Source organism: Paracoccus angustae (assembly GCF_042648745.1).
In the GTDB taxonomy this organism is placed as follows: Bacteria; Pseudomonadota; Alphaproteobacteria; order Rhodobacterales; family Rhodobacteraceae; genus Paracoccus; species Paracoccus angustae.
The window spans coordinates 1-16,177 of sequence record NZ_JBHRXY010000047.1; the positions used below are offsets into that span (position 1 = coordinate 1).

A 16,177-nucleotide genomic window follows, 5' to 3' on the forward strand; every position below is an offset into this window, starting at 1 on the left:
GTAGGGCTGGATGCGCTCATGCGCCGCCAGCATGTCCTCGTATGTGGGAATATACATGGCGTCCTTCATCACGCGGCAGCCTTCATCGCAGGGGCGCTGTGGCGGTAATGGTCCTGCGCGGCGGCGACGCCCGAACCCAGCGTCACCGGCAGGCCCAGGTCGGCCATGACCATTTCCGCCGTGGCGATGCCCGACAGGGCCATCACGTCGGTCAGGCTGCCCAGGTGGCCGATGCGGAACACCTTGCCCGCGACATCGCCAAGCCCGGTCCCGAAGGCCACGCCATAGGCGTTCAGCGCGTGGGAAACGATCTTGTTGGCGTCGAAGCCTTCCGGCGTGCGGATCGCGCTGACGCTGTCGGAATACAGGTCGGGGCGCTTGGCGCAAAGCTGCATTCCCCAGGCGGCGACGGCCTGGCGCACGCCCTCGGCGATGCGGTGGTGGCGGGCGAAGACGTTCTCCAGCCCCTCGTCCAGCAGCATCTCGCAGGCGACGTTGAGGCCGTTCAGAAGCCCGACCGGCGGCGTGTAGGGATAGCCGTTGGCGGCATAGCCCTTGGCCATGTCGCGGATGTCGAAAAAGGTGCGCGGCAGTTTTGCCGTCTCGACCGCCGCCATGGCCTTGGGCGAAAAGCCCACGATGGCAAGGCCCGGGGGCAGCATGAAGCCCTTCTGGCTGCCGGTCACGGCAATATCGACACCCCATTCGTCCATGCGGAAATCATAGCACGCGATGGACGAAACGCCGTCCACGAACAGCAGCGCCGGATGGTTCGCCGCGTCCAGCGCGCGGCGGACGGCGGCGATGTCGCTGCGCACGCCGGTGGCCGTCTCATTGTGTGTGGCCAGCACGACCTTGATCTTGTGGCCCTTGTCGGCGGTCAGGATCTCCTCGAAACGGTCGGCCGGGACGCCCTCGCCCCATTCCTGGGCGACGACCTGCACGTCCAGGCCGTGACGCTGGCACATGTCGATCCAGCGGTGGCTGAACATGCCGTTGCGGGTCGCCAGAACGCTGTCGCCGGGCGACAGGGTGTTGGTGATGGCGGTTTCCCAGCCACCCGTTCCGGTCGAGGGGAACACGAAGACCTGCCCTTGCGTGGTCTTCAGCACCTTTTTGACCCCTTCCAGCGCCGGATGCAGGATGCGCCCGAAAACCGGGCTGCGGTGGTCGATGGTGGGCATGTCCACGGCCTTGCGCAGCACCTCGGGGATGTTCGTCGGGCCGGGAATGAACACGGGATTCTGGCTGGTCATGGTTCCTCCTCCTCTGATAAGCGCAGAATACCACCTGCCGCCAGATGCGACAATTTTTCTGGAAATGTTTTCCATTTCGGCGTTAAAAGCCGAAATAGTCCGCAAGACCATGGGTTTGTCATTTTTCAGACAGCCCACCGGATTTTCGCGGTTTCGGAAATGTATTCTTTAGAAAAGAGCGAAAATGTCTGAACCCACCCGCCGCCGGGGCCGCCCCCGCAGCGCCAAGGACAGTTCCGGGACCGTGCAGGTGCTGGACCGCGCGCTGGACATGCTGGACCTGCTGGCCGCCCATCCGGGCCTTACGCTGTCCGAGGTCGCCGAGCGCATCGACCAGCCGCCATCGACCGTTCACCGGCTGCTGCATTCCCTGGCGGCGCGCGGCATGGTGGAAAGCGACCCGGCCACGCAGGCCTGGAACATCGGCCCCGCGACCTTCAGGCTGGGATCGGCCTTCATGCGCCGGTCCGGGATCGTGGAACGCGCCCGCCCGATCCTGCGCGCGCTGATGGAACATACGGGCGAGACCGCGAACCTGGGGATCCTCAACGGCGACGCGGTGCTGTTCGTCAGCCAGGCCGAAACGCACGAGACGATCCGCGCCTTTTTCCCGCCCGGCACCCGCTCGCCGCTGCACGCATCCGGCATCGGCAAGGCGCTGCTGGCCTTCGGCCGGGCCGAGATCCTGCAAGCCTATCTGGACGGGCACGGCCTGACACGGTTCACCGACAAGACCCTGACCACGCCCGACGCCCTGGCCGAGGACATGTCCCGCATCCGCGCCCGGGGCTTTTCCTTCGATGACGAGGAACGCACGCGCGGGATGCGCTGCATCGCCGCCCCCGTCTTCGACCTGACGGGCGAGGCGATCGCCGGGGTCAGCGTCAGCGGTCCCGCCCACCGGATCGGGCACGAGCATGTCAAGACGCTGGGCGCGGTGGTGGCGGCCGCGGCGGCGGAACTCAGTCACGCCATGGGCGGCTGATCCCCGAAGGTGCCGCTGGAGGTTCGTTTGCTGATGCAGGATGCGCAGGATTTCCACGGGATCGCGGGGAAGAAGACGACACGGCGGTTGCAGCGGCAGGTCAGGCACACTTGCGGTTTTCCAATCACGTTCCGACAGGATCCCGTTCATGTCGAAAGGCGCCAATTCGCCCCGCTCGGCCTCTTGCCGGGCCGGCCCGACAGCCTCGTGCAACCGTTGCAGCCTGGGCTTGTCGCTTTCCTCGGTGGCGATGTTCGTGCGCGGCGCCTCTCGGCTCACCTCGGACGCGGTGTTGCACATCCCCAAGGCGACCTTCTGGCGCACATGGTGTTGCGGGCTTTTCCGTCAGCGAGACATGCATGGCGCAGGCTCCGCGTCTCCACGCGAAGCCTGCGACCCTTGTCAAAGCCGGTCCATCAGTGCCCGCCGAAGAACGCGAACTTGATCACGAACAGCGCGGCCACGATCCAGGTCGCGGCATGGACCTGGGACGCCCTGCCGGTCAGCAGCTTGATCACCGCATAGCTGATGAAGCCGAAGGCCAGCCCGTTCGCGATGGAATAGGTGAAGGGCATGACCAGCGCGGTCAGCACGGCGGGCGCGGCCTCGGTCACGTCCTCCCAGGCGATCTCGGACAGTTCGCGCACCATCAGGGTCGCCACATACAGCAGCGCGGGGGCGGTGGCATAGGCTGGAACCGACCCGGCCAGCGGCGCGAAGAACATCGCCAGCAGGAACAGCACCGCCACCACAAGCGCGGTCAGCCCCGTGCGCCCGCCCGCCTGCACGCCGGACGCGCTTTCGACATAGGCCGTGGTGGAACTTGTGCCCAGCATCGAGCCGATGGTGATCGCCGTCGAATCCGCCATCAGCGCGCGCGACAGGCCGGGGTTCTGATGCACCGGGCCTTCCGTCAGCAGGCGCGCGCGCTTGGCCACGCCGATCAGCGTGCCGGTGGCGTCGAAAACCTCGACCAGGACCATGACCAGGATCACCTGGAAGATGCCGAAGCCAAGCGCCCCCCAGATGTCCAGTTGCAGCAGCGTCGGCGCGATCGACGGCGGCATGGACAGGATGCCGCCGAACTGGCTGACGCCCAGCAGGATCGCGGCGACCGTCACCACAAGGATGCCGATCAGGATCGCGCCCGTCACCCGCAGCGCGTCCAGCGCCACGATGATGAAGAACCCCGCGACCGTCAGCAGCGTGCCGGGATTGGTCAGGTCGCCCAGCGTCACCAGCGTGGCCGGGCTGTCCACCACGATCCCCGAGGATTGCAGCGCGATGATGCCCAGGAACATGCCGATGCCCGCGGCGACCCCGCTGCGCATGGACAGGGGGATCCCCGCCACCAGCCAGCGCCGGATGCCGGTGGCCGACAGGATCAGGAAGATGACCCCGCTGATGAACACCGCGCCAAGCGCCTGCTGCCAGGTGAAGCCCATGGCGCCCACGACGGTAAAGGCGAAAAAGGCGTTCAGTCCCATGCCGGGCGCCATGCCGATGGGCCAGTTGGCCCAAAGCCCCATCACGGCCGAGCCAATGGCGGCGGCCAGGCAGGTGGCGACGAACACCGCGTTGCGGTCCATGCCCGTTGTGGACAGGATGTCGGGGTTGACGAAGATGATATAGGCCATCGTCAGAAAGGTGGTGATGCCTGCGATCACCTCGGTTCTGACGGTGCTGCCGTGCTGCGACAGCTTGAAATAGCGTTCCATGGGTTCCCTCCCGCGGCTCCTCTGGCCGCCCTGCGCGAAGCTTATGGGGGCCGTGACGGAGGCAACAATCAGCGCCAACCCGCAAGTCTTTCAATGGTCATTTGAAACCGCAGGCGATCTTTTCCGATTCGTTGATACAGAATTCCGCCCCCGCCCGCTTGCCTGGCAGGAGCGGGCGCGCTTTGCTGTGGCAACGCTGCCACGGAAAGGACGCCCGATGCGCTACAGCCGCGATCTGCGAGGATATGGAGAAACCACGCCCGACCCGCAATGGCCCGGCGGCGCCCGGATCGCGGTGCAGATCGTCGTCAACTACGAGGAAGGCGGCGAGAACAGCATCGAGCATGGCGATGCCGCGTCTGAGGCCTTTCTGTCCGAGATCATCGGCGCGCAGCCCTGGCCCGGCAAGCGGCACTGGAACATGGAGTCGATCTACGACTATGGCGCCCGGTCGGGCTTCTGGCGGCTGCACCGGATGCTGCGCGACATCCCCGTGACCGTCTACGGCGTGGCCACCGCGTTGGAGCGCAGCCCCGAACAGGTCGCCGCCATGAAGGCTGCCGGGTGGGAGATCGCGACCCATGGCCTGAAATGGATCGACTATCGCGACATCCCCCGCGAGGTCGAGGCAGACCACATCGCCCAGGCCGTCGCCTTGCACGCCCACGTCACCGGGGAACGCCCGCGCGGCTTCTACCAGGGGCGCTGCTCGATGAACACGGTGGCGCTTGGCTGCGAGGAAGGCGGCTTCGAATACCTGGCCGACACGGTCGCGGACGAGTTGCCCTATTGGCACCTCCACAACGGCAAGCCGCAGCTGATGGTGCCCTATACGATGGACGCCAACGACATGCGCTTTTCCTCGGGTCAGGGGTTCGGGACGGGCACCGATTTCTTTGACTATCTGCGCGACAGCTTCGACGTGCTTTATGCCGAAGGCAAGGCGGGCGCCCCCAAGATGATGAGCGTCGGCCTGCATTGCCGCCTGGCCGGGCGTCCGGGTCGGGCCATGGCGATCCAGCGGTTCCTGGATCACGCGCGCAGCCACGAGGGCGTGTGGTTCGCCTCGCGCCTGGACATCGCGCGCCATTGGGCCGAGGCGCATCCCTTCCAGCCGCGTTTGCGCCCCTCGCAGATGGACCGCGAGGCTTTTGTCCAAAGGTTCGGCGGCATCTATGAACATTCCCCCTTTATCGCCGAACGCGTTTGGGACGGCGAGATGGGCGCGGTCCATGACAGCGCGGCGGGCCTTGCCGCGCGGATGGCGCAGGTGTTCCGCGGCGCGTCGGACGAGGAACGGCTGGGCGTCCTGCGCGCCCACCCCGATCTGGCGGGCAAGCTGGCGCTGGCCAAGCGGCTGACCACGGACAGCACCGCCGAACAGGCCAGCGCGGGCCTGGACAGCCTGACCGACGAGGAACGCGCCACCTTCACCCGCCTGAACGAAGCCTATGTGGCCAAGCACGGCTTCCCCTTCATCATCGCGGTGCGCGACCACGACAAGGCGGGCATCATGCGCGCCATGCAGGCCCGCATCGACAACGACACCCCCACCGAGCGCGCCGAGGCAGAACGCCAAGTCATGCGCATCGGCGAACTCCGCCTGAACGAGGCCTTGAAATGACCGATCTGTCCCCCGATCTTCCCCCCGCCGGCGCCCCCACCGGAGACATCGCCGCCGTTCCGCGCGCGGACACGCAGCGCGTCCCTTATGCCGGTCCCGTCGCGGGCCTGCCGCCGCAGGCCGGCCTGACGACCGACACCGCGGTCTTCACCGAGGCCTATGCCGTGATCCCCCGCACGGTGATGCGCGACATCGTGACCAGCTACCTGCCCGGCTGGACGGGAATGCGCATGTGGATGATCGCCCGTCCCTTGTCGGGCTTTGCCGAGACCTTCAGCCAATACATCGTCGAACTGGCCGAAGGCGGCGGGTCCGACAATCCCGACGACGACCCCGAGGTGCAGCACGCCCTGTTCGTCACCGGCGGGTCGATGTCGGTCACCATCGGCGGCGCCGAACATCGGCTGACGCCCGGCGGCTTTGCCTATATCCCCCCCGGCACGCCCTGGTCGGTCAGGAACACGACGCCGGGCAACACCGGCTTTCACTGGTGGCGCAAGCGCTGGCAGCCGGTCGAGGGCGTCAGCCGCCCCGATCCCATCGTCGCGCAGGAACAGGACATCGCGCCCTCGATGATGCCCGACACGGACGGGGCCTGGGGCACCACGCGCTTCATGGACCCGGCCGATCTGCGCCACGACATGCACATCACGGTCGTGACCTTCAAGCCGGGCGGATCCATCCCCTTTGCGGAAACGCATGTGATGGAACACGGGCTGTTCGTGCTGGAGGGCAAGGCGGTTTATCGCCTGAACCGCGATTGGGTCGAGGTCGGCCCCGGCGACTACATGTGGCTGCGCGCCTTCTGCCCGCAGGCCTGCTACGCGGGCGGGCCGGGGCCGTTCCGATACCTGCTCTACAAGGACGTGAACCGCCACGCGCCCTTGTGGCCGAACAGGTAGGCGAAAGGCCGGGCCGGCCGCGGGGCGGGGTTTCGCCCCCACCCCTGCGCAGATCTCACAGCCCGTAGATATCCCCGAACTTCGCTTCCAGATAGGCCAGCAGCGGCTCGGGCGAGACATCGCCCCCCGTCGCCTCCTCGATCAGCGCGCGGGGGCGCTTCAAGCCGCCATGGCGCTGGACGTTCTCGCGCAGCCATTCAACGGCGGGCGCGGCATCGCCCGCCCCGAGCGAGGCGTCCAGATCCGGCACCGCGTCGCGCATCGCCCGGTTCAGGCAGCCCGCGAACACGTTCCCCAAGGCATAGGTCGGAAAATATCCGAACAGCCCCACCGCCCAATGCACGTCCTGCAAGACGCCGTTCGCGGGCCGGTCCACCACCACGCCGAAATCGCGCAGGAAGCGGGCGTTCCACGCCTCGGGCAGGTCGTCCACGGCCAGGCGTCCGGCGATCAGGTCGCGCTCCAGATCGAAGCGCATCATGATGTGCAGATTGTATTGCACCTCGTCCGCCTCGGTGCGGATGAAGCCGGGGGCGACGCGGTTCACGGTCGCATAAAAGGCGTCCGGGTCGGCGATGTTCAGCCCGTCGAAGGCGTCCGACATGCGGTGGAACAGCCAGCCGGCGAAGGCCCGGCCCCGGCCCATCTGGTTTTCGTAGATGCGGCTCTGGCTTTCGTGAACGCCCATCGAGACGCCCCGGCCCAGCGGCGTGAAGGCGTAATCGGGGTCGATACCCAGTTCATAGCTGGAATGGCCGACCTCGTGGATGGTCGAATAGATGCAGTTGAAGGGATCGGTTTCCACCACCCGCGTGGTGATGCGGCTGTCCTGCCAGCGGCCGCTGCTGAAAGGATGAACCGCGATGTCCATCCGCCCCCGCGTCCAGTCGTAGCCAAAGGCCGTCGCGCAGGTCCGGGCCAGCCGGATCTGGGTTTCCTGCGGAAAATGGCCCGCCAGCGGCTGCGGCTGGCGGTCCGCGCCCAGGACCTGTTCGCGCAGAGCCACAAGGCGCGGGCGCATGGCGTCGAACAGGGCCGCGATCTCGGTCCCGGTCATGCCCTGTTCGTAATCGTCCAAAAGCGCGTCGTACAGGTCGCCGCCGTCCGCCAGGGCTGCCGCTTCCTCTCGCTTCAGCATCAGAACCTGATCCAGCGTCGGCAGGAAATCCTCGGGCGCGTCATTGGCGCGGGCCTCGGCCCAGATGCCCTGGGCCAAGGATGTCGTGCGCGCCAGTTCCTGCGCCAGCCGCGCCGGGATGCGGCTGGCGCGGCCGAAATCGCGGGCGATCAGCTCGACGGACCGCGCCTCGGCCCCGGTCTGCGGTTCGGCCGCGTCCAGCCATTCGCCGATGCGCGGATCGGTGCGGCGTTCGTGCAGCACGGCCTCGATGGCCGCCATTTCCTCGGCGCGCTGTTCGACGGCGCCGCGCGGCATGACGGTTTCCTGATCCCACCCCAGGCGTTCGGCGATGGAGGACAACGCCTCGGTCTGGCGCTGGAAGGCAAGCAGGTCGTTGATGGCCGTCATCGGATGGTCCCCCTGACCGAAGTTTCGTGCGGGTAACGCGCATGGTGCCGCCCCCGGATGATCAGCGCAAACAGCGCCACCGCCCCCAGCTGGTGGGCCAGCGCCAAAGGCAGCGGCGAGGCGTGGATCACGTTCATGATCCCCAGGCCCACCTGCACCGCAACCGCGACCAGCATGGCGGTGAACGCCCCGCGCGTCACCGGATGGGGCGAGCGGCGGGCGCGCAGCCAGACCACCACGGCGAAAATCGCCAGCAGATAGCCTGTTATGCGGTGGACGAACTGCACCAGGGCCGGGTTCTCGAACAGGTTGCGCCAGCCCAGCAGCGGATCCCAGATCGCTGCCGGAATCCATTCGCCGCCCATGGTGGGCCAGCCCGTATAGGTGCGGCCCGCGTCGATGCCCGCAACAAGCGCGCCGATCAGGATCTGCACGAAGGCCAGGTGCATCAGGCCGGTGGACATGGAAAACAGCTTCGCCTCTCCGGCGCGGCGGGCGCGCAGCAGGTCGGATTCGCTGCGCCCCAGCAGCAGGACATACCAGGCGATCAGGCCCAGGATGACAAAGGCGATGCCCAGATGCGTCGCCAGGCGGTAGGAAGCCACGCGGGTCATCCCGGGGGCCAGGCCCGAACTGACCATCCACCAGCCGATCGCGCCTTGCAGCCCGCCAAGCGCCCCCAGGCCCAGCAGGCGCGGCGTCCAGCCGGCCGGAATGCGTCTCGTCGCCAGAAAGAAGACAAAGCCCGCCGCCCAGACCAGCCCGATCAGCCGGCCCAGAAGGCGGTGCGCCCATTCCCACCAGTAAATCTGCTTGAAGCCCGCCAAATCCATGTCGGGGTTCACCTCGACATATTGGGGGATCTGCTTGTAAGCCTCGAATTCCGCTTGCCAATCCGCGTCCGACATGGGCGGGACCGTGCCCGTGACGGGCGCCCATTCGGTGATGGACAGACCCGACCCGGTCAGGCGCGTGGCCCCGCCGAGCACGATCATCGCCAGCACCATCACGAACAGCACCATCAGCCAAAGGCGGATCGCGCGCCGCGCGCCACGGGGGGCGGCGTCGATCATGCCGGTCTTCGCAACGGGGCGGCTGCTGGCTGCCGGGTCAAGGACTTCCTCGAAAACGGGTCTCTTGGCCATCGCTTGCTCCTTCAGGTCGGGCGGAGGGTAGGTTGGGGTCAGCGCCGGGTCAACTGCCGCAGCATCCCGTGCAGGATGCGCACGTCGCCGCGCGTCAGCGCCAGGCGCGACCACATGTTGCGCAGGTTCAGCCGCATGGACGCGGCCTTGGTTTCGGGAAAGAAGAAGCCCGCCTCGGTCAGGCGTTCCTCGAAATGATCGCCCAGCTTCTCGATCTCCAGGCGGTCGGCCAGGGCGATCGCCTCGGCACGGGCATGGTGGGGGGACGGTTCGGGCGGCAAAATGTCGCGCCCGTATTCATAGCCCATCAGCAGCACCGCCTGGGCCAGGTTCAGCGACGGAAACTCCGGGTTCACCGGAACCGTCACAATGGCGTTGGCGCGGGCCACGTCGTCGTTTTCCAGCCCGGTGCGTTCGGGGCCGAAGATGATCGCGCAGCGGCCGGGATGGGCGCGGGCCATCTGCATCGCGGTCGCGGGCGTATGGACGGGCTTCGACAGTTCGCGCCCCCGCGCGGTGGTGGCGAAGGCGAAGTCGATGCCCTCCATCGCCTCGGCCAGGGTGGGATAAACGCGGGCGCGGTCCAGCACCTGCCCCGCCGCGCCCGAGGCCATGGCCACGGCGCGCGGGTTCGGCCAGCCGTCGCGGGGATCGACCAGCCGCATCTCGGTCAGGCCGAAGTTCAGCATGGCGCGGGCGGCCGCGCCGATGTTCTCGCCCATCTGCGGGCGGACCAGGATGATGACGGGAAGGCGGGTGCTTTGCATGGGGGGCCAGATAGTCCGTCTGGCGGCGGGCGGCAAGCTGCGCTATGGGCAGCCGAAAGGAGTTCCGCCCATGTCCGATGCCTCTGATGCCCCGCAGCTTTACCTGATGACCCCCGCCGGGGCGCAGGCCTCGACCCTGGGGCCGCAGCTTGCGGCGGTGATGGACGCCTTTCCGGTCGCCTGCCTGCGCATCCGCGCGGGGGCCGAGGAGGACGAGCTGGGCCGTCTGGCCGATCTGGCGCGGGAAATCGCCCATGCCCGCGATGTGGCGGTGGTGATCGACGATCTGGTGGCCCTGGCGCAGCGGCACGGGCTGGACGGGGTGCATCTGACGGACGGCGCGAAGGCCGTGCGCTATGCCCGCAAGGAACTGGGCGCGGATGCCATCGTGGGCAGCTTTTGCGGCGGCTCGCGCCACGAAGGCATGAACGCGGGCGAGTCCGGGGCGGACTACATCAGCTTCGGTCCGGTGGGCGCGTCGGCGCTGTATCGCGGAGAGCCGGTGGATCTGGATCTGTTCCAGTGGTGGTCCGAAACCATCGAGGTGCCGGTCGTGGCCGAAGGCGCGATCACCCGCGAGCTGCTGGAAAGGCTGTCGCCGGTCAGCGACTTCGTCGCCATCGGCCCCGAGATCTGGTCGGACAGCGATCCCGTGGCGGCGCTGAAGGCGCTGTGGGGCTAGATGTCGAAGCGTTCGCGCGCCCCTGCGGCGAAGCGGCGCAGGATCAGCGGGTAAAGCTGGTGTTCGCGCGCCAGCACGCGCGCCGCCAGGGTTGCGGGAGTGTCGCCGGGTTCGACGGGAACGCGCGCCTGGCCCAGGATCGGACCCGAGTCCAGGTCGGTCGTGACCTCGTGGACCGTGGCGCCTGCCTCGGCATCCCCGGCCTCGATGGCGCGGGCGTGGGTGTGCAGGCCCGGGTATTTGGGCAAAAGAGAAGGATGGATGTTGATCATCCGGCCCTCGAAACGTTCGATGAACGCGGGCGTCAGGATGCGCATGAAGCCCGCCAGGCACAGGATGTCGGGCCGGGCGTCCAGCAGCGGCTGTAGAAGTGCCGCCTCGAAGGCGGAGCGGTCGCCCTTGAAGGCGCGATGATCGACGGCGGCGGTGGGCACGCCCAGGGCCGCGGCCTTTGCCAGACCGGCGGCGTTCGGATCGTTCGACGCCACCAGCACGGGCCGCGCCGGGTGATCGCCCGCCTGCATGTCCTGAACCAGGCGGACCATGTTGGATCCGCTGCCGGAAATCAGAATGGCGACCCGTTTCACGCAAGCGTTCCGCTGTAGCGCAGGCCCGGCTCCGCCGTGACGCGGCCCAGGCGGCAAACCGTTTCGCCCTGGCCGGACAGCAGGTCGGCCAGCGCGTCGGCGCGGTCGGCCGCGACCGACAGGATCATGCCGATGCCGCTGTTGAAGGTCTTGAGCATCTCGGCCGTCTCGATCCCGCCAGCCTCGGCCAGCCAGCGGAAGACCGGCGGCAGCGTCCAGGAGGACAGGTCGATCTCTGCCCCCAGGTCTTTCGGCAGCACGCGCGGCAGGTTTTCGGTGATGCCGCCGCCGGTGACATGGGCCAGCGCGTGAACGCCGCCCGCCCGGATCGCCGCCAGGGCGGGCGCGACGTAAAGCCGCGTGGGGGTCAGCAGCGCCGCGCCCAGATCGCCGTCGCCAAAGGGCGAGGCCGCGTCCCAGCCAAGACCCGCGCGTTCCGCGACCTTGCGGACCAGCGAATAGCCGTTGGAATGCACGCCGTCGGACGCGAGGCCCAGAAGAACGTCGCCCTCCGCCACGCCCGCAGGCAGGGCCGTGCCGCGCTGCATGGCGCCCACCGCAAAGCCCGCCAGGTCGAAGTCGCCGTCGTGATACATGCCCGGCATTTCGGCCGTCTCGCCGCCGATCAGGGCGCAATTGGCGGCCTTGCAGCCGCGCGCGATGCTTTCGATGACGCGGGCGCCTTCGTCCACCGACAGCTTGCCGGTGGCAAAATAATCCAGGAAGAACAAAGGCTCGGCCCCTTGGCAGACCAGATCGTTCACGCACATCGCGACCAGATCCTGGCCGATGCCGTCCAGGTGGCCGGTGTCGATGGCGATGCGCAGCTTGGTGCCCACGCCGTCGGTCGCCGCCACCAGGACCGGGTCGTCGTAACCGGCGGCGCGGGGGTCGAACAGCGCGCCGAAGCCGCCAAGCGCGTCCATCACGCCGGGACGCGCGGTCGCGGCGGCGGCGGGCTTGATGCGTTCGACAAGCGCGTTGCCCGCGTCGATGTCGACGCCCGCGTCGCGGTAGCTGATCCCGTTCCTGGTCATGGCGGCCCCCGGCTGAATGATGCGCCCCCGATAGCGCAGGCGTCACACGGGGGCAACGGCGATCGGCGCTTGACCCGATGATCCCGGGCGATTAACCCGAGCCGTGTTGGGCCTGTAGCTCAATGGTCAGAGCAGGGCGCTCATAACGCCTTGGTTGGGGGTTCAAGTCCCTCCGGGCCTACCAAACCCAACGTTTTGATACGTCATTTCAAGTCCTTACGCGGTTTTTTGACGAACCTTGCGGGGTGGTTCGTCAATTTCTGTTCCCCGTTCGCCCCGCTGGGAAGGCTTGCGATGGCAGAATCAGCCAATCCTTTTCGGCCAAATTCTTCGCAGTATTTCTGCGCCTCTTTCAGGCTGATATGCCCACTCACGGACATGATCTGGAAAGCTGTCCCTCCGGCTTCTGCAATGCGACGGCAGATCGCCTTACGCAGTCCATGAGAACTGCAAAGCGGCAGACCCGCCTTGTCGCACCATTTCCGCATAGACGACCCAAGGCCTTTCACTGAGCGAGACAGCCCGTCTTTGGTCTGCAAGAAGGTGAAGGCATCGGCCGGCACATGCGCCAGTGTCTCGGCCAAGTAAGGATGGATCGGGATGTTGACTTCAATCCCCTCGGGATTGCGCCGCGTCTTGTTCCGGCGATAGATTAACCGGCCCTCGCGAACGTTGCCCCGTCCCATCGCAACCGCGTCACATTTCGCCGCACCGGTATAGAGCATCAGCGTCATAGCGAGATGCGCCGGAGTTCCGATTTCATGCACGTCATAGAAACGTGCAATCTCGCCTTCGTCCCAGGTGTGAAAGCCGCCAGGGTTTGTTGGATATAGCTTCACACCATCAACTGGATTGTCCGTGCGCCATTCCAGATCTTTCGCCAGTTCCATCATCTGCGAAAGGCGTTTCAGGGTTTTGTTCGCTTGCTGCGGTGTTCCAGCCATATCGGCTTTGATCGCGATGACGTGCCGCCGCGCCATATGGGACACTCGCTTGTGCCCGTGCTTGACACGCAAAGCATCAATGACGGCGCGATAATTCGCTGCTGTGCTTTCTGCTACAGTCGGCAGGTGCAGCTTATAGAATTGCACGGCCAGGTCGTTGAGCGTCCCGGGAAGAGTGCGATTGGCCCCTGCCCCGTCCTTTGATCGGCCGTTCACAGCGGCAGCATAGCGTTGGCAAAAACCTTCGCTGCCCCATTCTGTGCCCAGTTCTGCAGTCACACCCTTATGGCGATACCGCCAGCGGATCTTGCCGTGCCGGTCGCGATAGGGCTTTGCATGAGGGAAGCGATCAGTTTTTTTCATTGTCAGTCCCAATCATTTTTTTCGGGCTGCATGGCAGCATCGCCTACCAAGACAATGATCTTTCCTTCGCGGTCTATTTCAACCCGCCCCACCGGCAAGCCCGCTGCCAGCACGCCCTTTGCAGCGCGTGTGACATCGACTTGCTTGAAGGTGGCGCGGGGGTTGGCCATGGTCTTACCGCAGCAGAACCTTAGCGGTCGCATCGCCTGCTGTCGCAGCTTCGACAACGACGCCGATCTGATCACCATCGGCCAGCGATGCGACAGCGGTGCCTGTCCATTCGACGGGGGCACCTACCGGCAGCACCGCGTTAGACTTCGGCAGGGCGAACACACCCTTGACGCTGATGGCGACGGGCTGGTCCTGTGCCGCATCGGTGGCTGCTACGCCGGTCAGGGCATTGACCTGAACCAAATCCCCTGACTTGACGGCGGCAGGGGCCGGGATGGTGATCGTGTCACCGGGTTGGATGAAGTTCTTCATCAGAAGACACCTTTGCTTGTTGCAGGGTAGAAGGTTCGGCGCGATCCACGCCCGTTCAGTTGCGCGATCTCAGCGTCAATGGCCGCAATGGCTGCGGCCATTTCACTGTCGCTTCGGTATTCGACCCGATCTTCGCCAAACTGGACGGCTCGAACGCCTTTGGCCCGCGCTTCGATTAGTTCATCACGCATGAACCGCAGGCGTTCCAACCGGTCCTCGGGAGGCGATACCTCCGTAAGAGGCAGGGTCACGCGGGGCATCAGGCGGCACTCACACGCTGCACGCCGCGCCAGTCCAGCCAGCCCGCGCCGAAGTCCAGCCAGGCACGATAGCCGACGCCCAGTTGATCCCACATTTCGCGGCGCTGGACCTGCACGCCCTCGGCGCCGGCCAAGTAGGCATATTGCAGGGCGGGGGCGACAGCAGGATCCGCGAACAGATAGAACGTGCCCTCGGGAAGGCGCGGATCAACCAGCGGGGTCAGCTTGCCAGTCCACGGGTTCACGTCATCGACGGTCGCCGCAGCAATCTGGGTCAGCAGTTGCTCGGCAGTGGTTTCCAATTCGGGCGAGATGACCAGATACTTCGGCGTCACGTTGATGAAGTTGGTCCCGTCCCGGCCCGTCCGCTTGCGCATTGCCAGCCGTGCAGCCGAAAGTGTGGTGATGGACAGGGCGCCGGGGGTGCCGATGTTGCCGCGATCAGCGTCGAACACCGGATCACCATCTGCCATGGCCGGGTTGCTCGTCACCAGATCAACCAGGATATCAGCTTCGGTCTGCGCAGCGGCCCGACCGAAGGCGGCAGTCAAGTCGCCCAGCAGATGCACATCGTCATTGACCAGCAACTCGCGGGACAGGTTGATCGCACGGGCATAGGTCGCAAGTTTCAGGGTCTCCCCGCCCTCGGTGATGGTCGTGTGCTTGATCTCGCCTGCCTCGGTGATGCGTTCCAGGCGGCCCAGTTCACCCAACCAGATGGAGGCGGCGGGCTTGAAGTCGCGCAGGGTTTTCTTGCGGGCCAGTTGTTTGAGCGGCGATTGCGCCACCTGATAGGCCTGCATTGCCACCTTGCCGACCGCGTTCGACACCAGCAGGGGGAAGTCGCTGGTGGTGTGCATCCCAGCGCGGGTGAAGATCTCGTCCGCGCTCATGCCACGGGTCGCGACACCAGCGCGCGCCAGCGAGTCGGCTGCCATCTCCTTGAGCGAGAGGTTCAGATACGGCTTTGCATCATCAGGCAGTTCCCCGCCCGCCATGCGATAGGCTAGGGCATCGGCGGCGCGGCGCTGGACAACCGCAGGATCGTCATTGGCCGGGGCATGGGTGCGAATGTTCGGCGCGGTGCTGCGCTTGGCGCTCACGGCATCGAACACGGCAGCCTTGGCGGCGGTCATGTCTGCGCCAGAGTCGATCAGGTCGTCAGCGATTTCCGCCGACAGGCCCGCCGAACGGGTCAGCGCCCGGATATCCGCGCGCCGCTGCTTTTCTTCCGCCGTCACGGCGGGGTTCTCTTGATCCAGCATTTGGGACTCCTCTTTGCTACGGATCGTGGCCGCCTTGTCAGCGGGGTTCGTGGTCAGAGTGACCTCGGTAATGGCCCAATCGACGGCCACTTTCGTTCGTGTTTTGGCGGCTGTTTGTTCCTGCCACCTTGCTACGCGGTAGCCGATGGACACGCCCCGAAGGGTGCCGTCCTCGATGCGTTGAATAATCGGGCGAACGTCCTCGGCACCGCTCAACTGGACGCGGACGACCAGGGCATCGCCTTCCAAGCGGGCTTCCAGGACGGTGCCAATCGTGTCGCGCACGCTCTGCTGTCGGTGGCTGTCCAGAACAGGCAGGCCGACCAGCGCGGCGGGGTCGATTGCGGTCGTGTCCAGCACTTCCAGATAAGGCCCGCGTGCGTCCCTGCGGCCATAGGGCGAGGGTGTAGCGATGACTGCCTCGAAAGTCCGGCTGTCTGCGTCAAAGCTGCGGGCAGCAACGCTGCGGATGATCAGGTCAGGCATTGGCGGCCTCGTCTTCAAGGTCGTCTTGGTTCCAGCCAAGTTCGGCAATGGCGCGGGCTTTGGTGGTTAGCCTGTTGATTTCCACCCAGAAGTGACCCAGGCAGGCCCATAATTTCCATTGAGATTTGACCCATGTGACCCTTCC

16 protein-coding genes and 1 tRNA gene are annotated in these 16,177 nt (G+C 66.3%); 5 read left to right on the forward strand and 12 right to left on the reverse strand.

Annotated features, from left to right (window positions below):
• Positions 1-68 precede the first annotated feature (68 nt).
• The gene (gene bhcA / locus ACFOM8_RS20725) at positions 69-1,256 is read right to left on the reverse strand and encodes an L-aspartate--glyoxylate aminotransferase BhcA (protein ID WP_377764237.1); all 1,188 of its coding nucleotides are present in this window, start codon (positions 1,254-1,256) and stop codon (positions 69-71) included.
• Positions 1,257-1,440: 184 nt separating this feature from the next.
• Between bhcA and bhcR the strand changes: the two genes are divergently transcribed.
• Positions 1,441-2,241, forward strand: a complete 801-nt coding sequence (bhcR, locus tag ACFOM8_RS20730; RefSeq protein ID WP_377764239.1) for an HTH-type transcriptional regulator BhcR — start codon at positions 1,441-1,443, stop codon at positions 2,239-2,241.
• Between the two features lie 416 nt (positions 2,242-2,657).
• On the opposite strand, the gene ACFOM8_RS20735 is transcribed toward bhcR, so the two are convergent.
• A complete protein-coding gene (locus ACFOM8_RS20735) occupies positions 2,658-3,959 on the reverse strand; it encodes an NCS2 family permease (protein WP_377764240.1) in 1,302 nt (433 codons plus the stop codon).
• A gap of 217 nt (positions 3,960-4,176) precedes the next feature.
• Between ACFOM8_RS20735 and puuE the strand changes: the two genes are divergently transcribed.
• Positions 4,177-5,583 carry an allantoinase PuuE gene (gene puuE / locus ACFOM8_RS20740; protein WP_377764241.1) on the forward strand — a complete coding sequence of 469 codons (1,407 nt, stop codon included), beginning with the start codon at positions 4,177-4,179 and terminating at the stop codon, positions 5,581-5,583.
• A complete protein-coding gene (locus ACFOM8_RS20745) occupies positions 5,580-6,485 on the forward strand; it encodes a bifunctional allantoicase/(S)-ureidoglycine aminohydrolase (RefSeq protein ID WP_377764242.1) in 906 nt (301 codons plus the stop codon). Before puuE ends, ACFOM8_RS20745 begins: the two co-directional genes overlap by 4 nt.
• 55 nt (positions 6,486-6,540) lie before the next feature.
• Here the strand turns inward: ACFOM8_RS20745 and ACFOM8_RS20750 are convergent, their stop codons facing one another.
• The 3 genes from ACFOM8_RS20750 to ACFOM8_RS20760 are packed head-to-tail and all read right to left on the reverse strand — an operon-like array spanning position 6,541 to position 9,925.
• Positions 6,541-8,013 carry a carboxypeptidase M32 gene (locus ACFOM8_RS20750; protein WP_377764244.1) on the reverse strand — a complete coding sequence of 491 codons (1,473 nt, stop codon included), beginning with the start codon at positions 8,011-8,013 and terminating at the stop codon, positions 6,541-6,543.
• Positions 8,010-9,158, reverse strand: coding sequence for a heme A synthase (gene ctaA / locus ACFOM8_RS20755; protein ID WP_377764246.1), 1,149 nt, complete (start codon positions 9,156-9,158; stop codon positions 8,010-8,012). The genes ACFOM8_RS20750 and ctaA overlap by 4 nt, the downstream gene beginning before the upstream one ends.
• A 38-nt stretch (positions 9,159-9,196) precedes the next feature.
• Entirely contained in the window at positions 9,197-9,925 is a 729-nt protein-coding gene (locus ACFOM8_RS20760) for an RNA methyltransferase (RefSeq protein ID WP_377764247.1), read from the reverse strand.
• Between the two features lie 70 nt (positions 9,926-9,995).
• Here ACFOM8_RS20760 and ACFOM8_RS20765 point away from each other — a divergent pair, with 70 nt between their 5' ends.
• Positions 9,996-10,607, forward strand: a complete 612-nt coding sequence (locus ACFOM8_RS20765; RefSeq protein ID WP_377764249.1) for a thiamine phosphate synthase — start codon at positions 9,996-9,998, stop codon at positions 10,605-10,607.
• On the opposite strand, the gene purN is transcribed toward ACFOM8_RS20765, so the two are convergent.
• Positions 10,604-11,194 carry a phosphoribosylglycinamide formyltransferase gene (gene purN / locus ACFOM8_RS20770; protein ID WP_377764250.1) on the reverse strand — a complete coding sequence of 197 codons (591 nt, stop codon included), beginning with the start codon at positions 11,192-11,194 and terminating at the stop codon, positions 10,604-10,606. The two genes, ACFOM8_RS20765 and purN, sit on opposite strands and share 4 nt — an antisense overlap.
• On the reverse strand, positions 11,191-12,231 hold the full coding sequence (gene purM / locus ACFOM8_RS20775; protein WP_377764252.1) for a phosphoribosylformylglycinamidine cyclo-ligase: 1,041 nt from the start codon (positions 12,229-12,231) through the stop codon (positions 11,191-11,193). The genes purN and purM overlap by 4 nt, the downstream gene beginning before the upstream one ends.
• 108 nt (positions 12,232-12,339) lie before the next feature.
• Between purM and ACFOM8_RS20780 the strand changes: the two genes are divergently transcribed.
• A tRNA-Ile gene (locus ACFOM8_RS20780) sits at positions 12,340-12,415 on the forward strand.
• A 19-nt stretch (positions 12,416-12,434) separates the two neighbouring features.
• On the opposite strand, the gene ACFOM8_RS20785 is transcribed toward ACFOM8_RS20780, so the two are convergent.
• The 5 genes from ACFOM8_RS20785 to ACFOM8_RS20805 all read right to left on the reverse strand — a co-directional run bounded on the left by ACFOM8_RS20785 (position 12,435) and on the right by ACFOM8_RS20805 (position 16,032).
• On the reverse strand, positions 12,435-13,538 hold the full coding sequence (locus tag ACFOM8_RS20785; protein ID WP_377764253.1) for a tyrosine-type recombinase/integrase: 1,104 nt from the start codon (positions 13,536-13,538) through the stop codon (positions 12,435-12,437).
• 2 nt (positions 13,539-13,540) lie between these two features.
• Complete coding sequence (locus ACFOM8_RS20790) at positions 13,541-13,708, reverse strand: hypothetical protein (RefSeq protein ID WP_377764255.1); 168 nt, start codon at positions 13,706-13,708, stop codon at positions 13,541-13,543.
• Between the two features lie 4 nt (positions 13,709-13,712).
• Positions 13,713-14,021 (reverse strand): DUF2190 family protein, encoded by a 309-nt coding sequence (locus ACFOM8_RS20795; RefSeq protein WP_377764256.1) that lies wholly within the window; start codon positions 14,019-14,021, stop codon positions 13,713-13,715.
• Positions 14,021-14,212: a phage head-tail joining protein gene (locus ACFOM8_RS20800; protein ID WP_377764257.1), complete on the reverse strand. Its 192-nt coding sequence runs from the start codon at positions 14,210-14,212 to the stop codon at positions 14,021-14,023. Before ACFOM8_RS20800 ends, ACFOM8_RS20795 begins: the two co-directional genes overlap by 1 nt.
• Before the next feature lie 68 nt (positions 14,213-14,280).
• Positions 14,281-16,032: a prohead protease/major capsid protein fusion protein gene (locus ACFOM8_RS20805; protein WP_377764259.1), complete on the reverse strand. Its 1,752-nt coding sequence runs from the start codon at positions 16,030-16,032 to the stop codon at positions 14,281-14,283.
• Between the last annotated feature and the right edge of the window lie 145 nt (positions 16,033-16,177).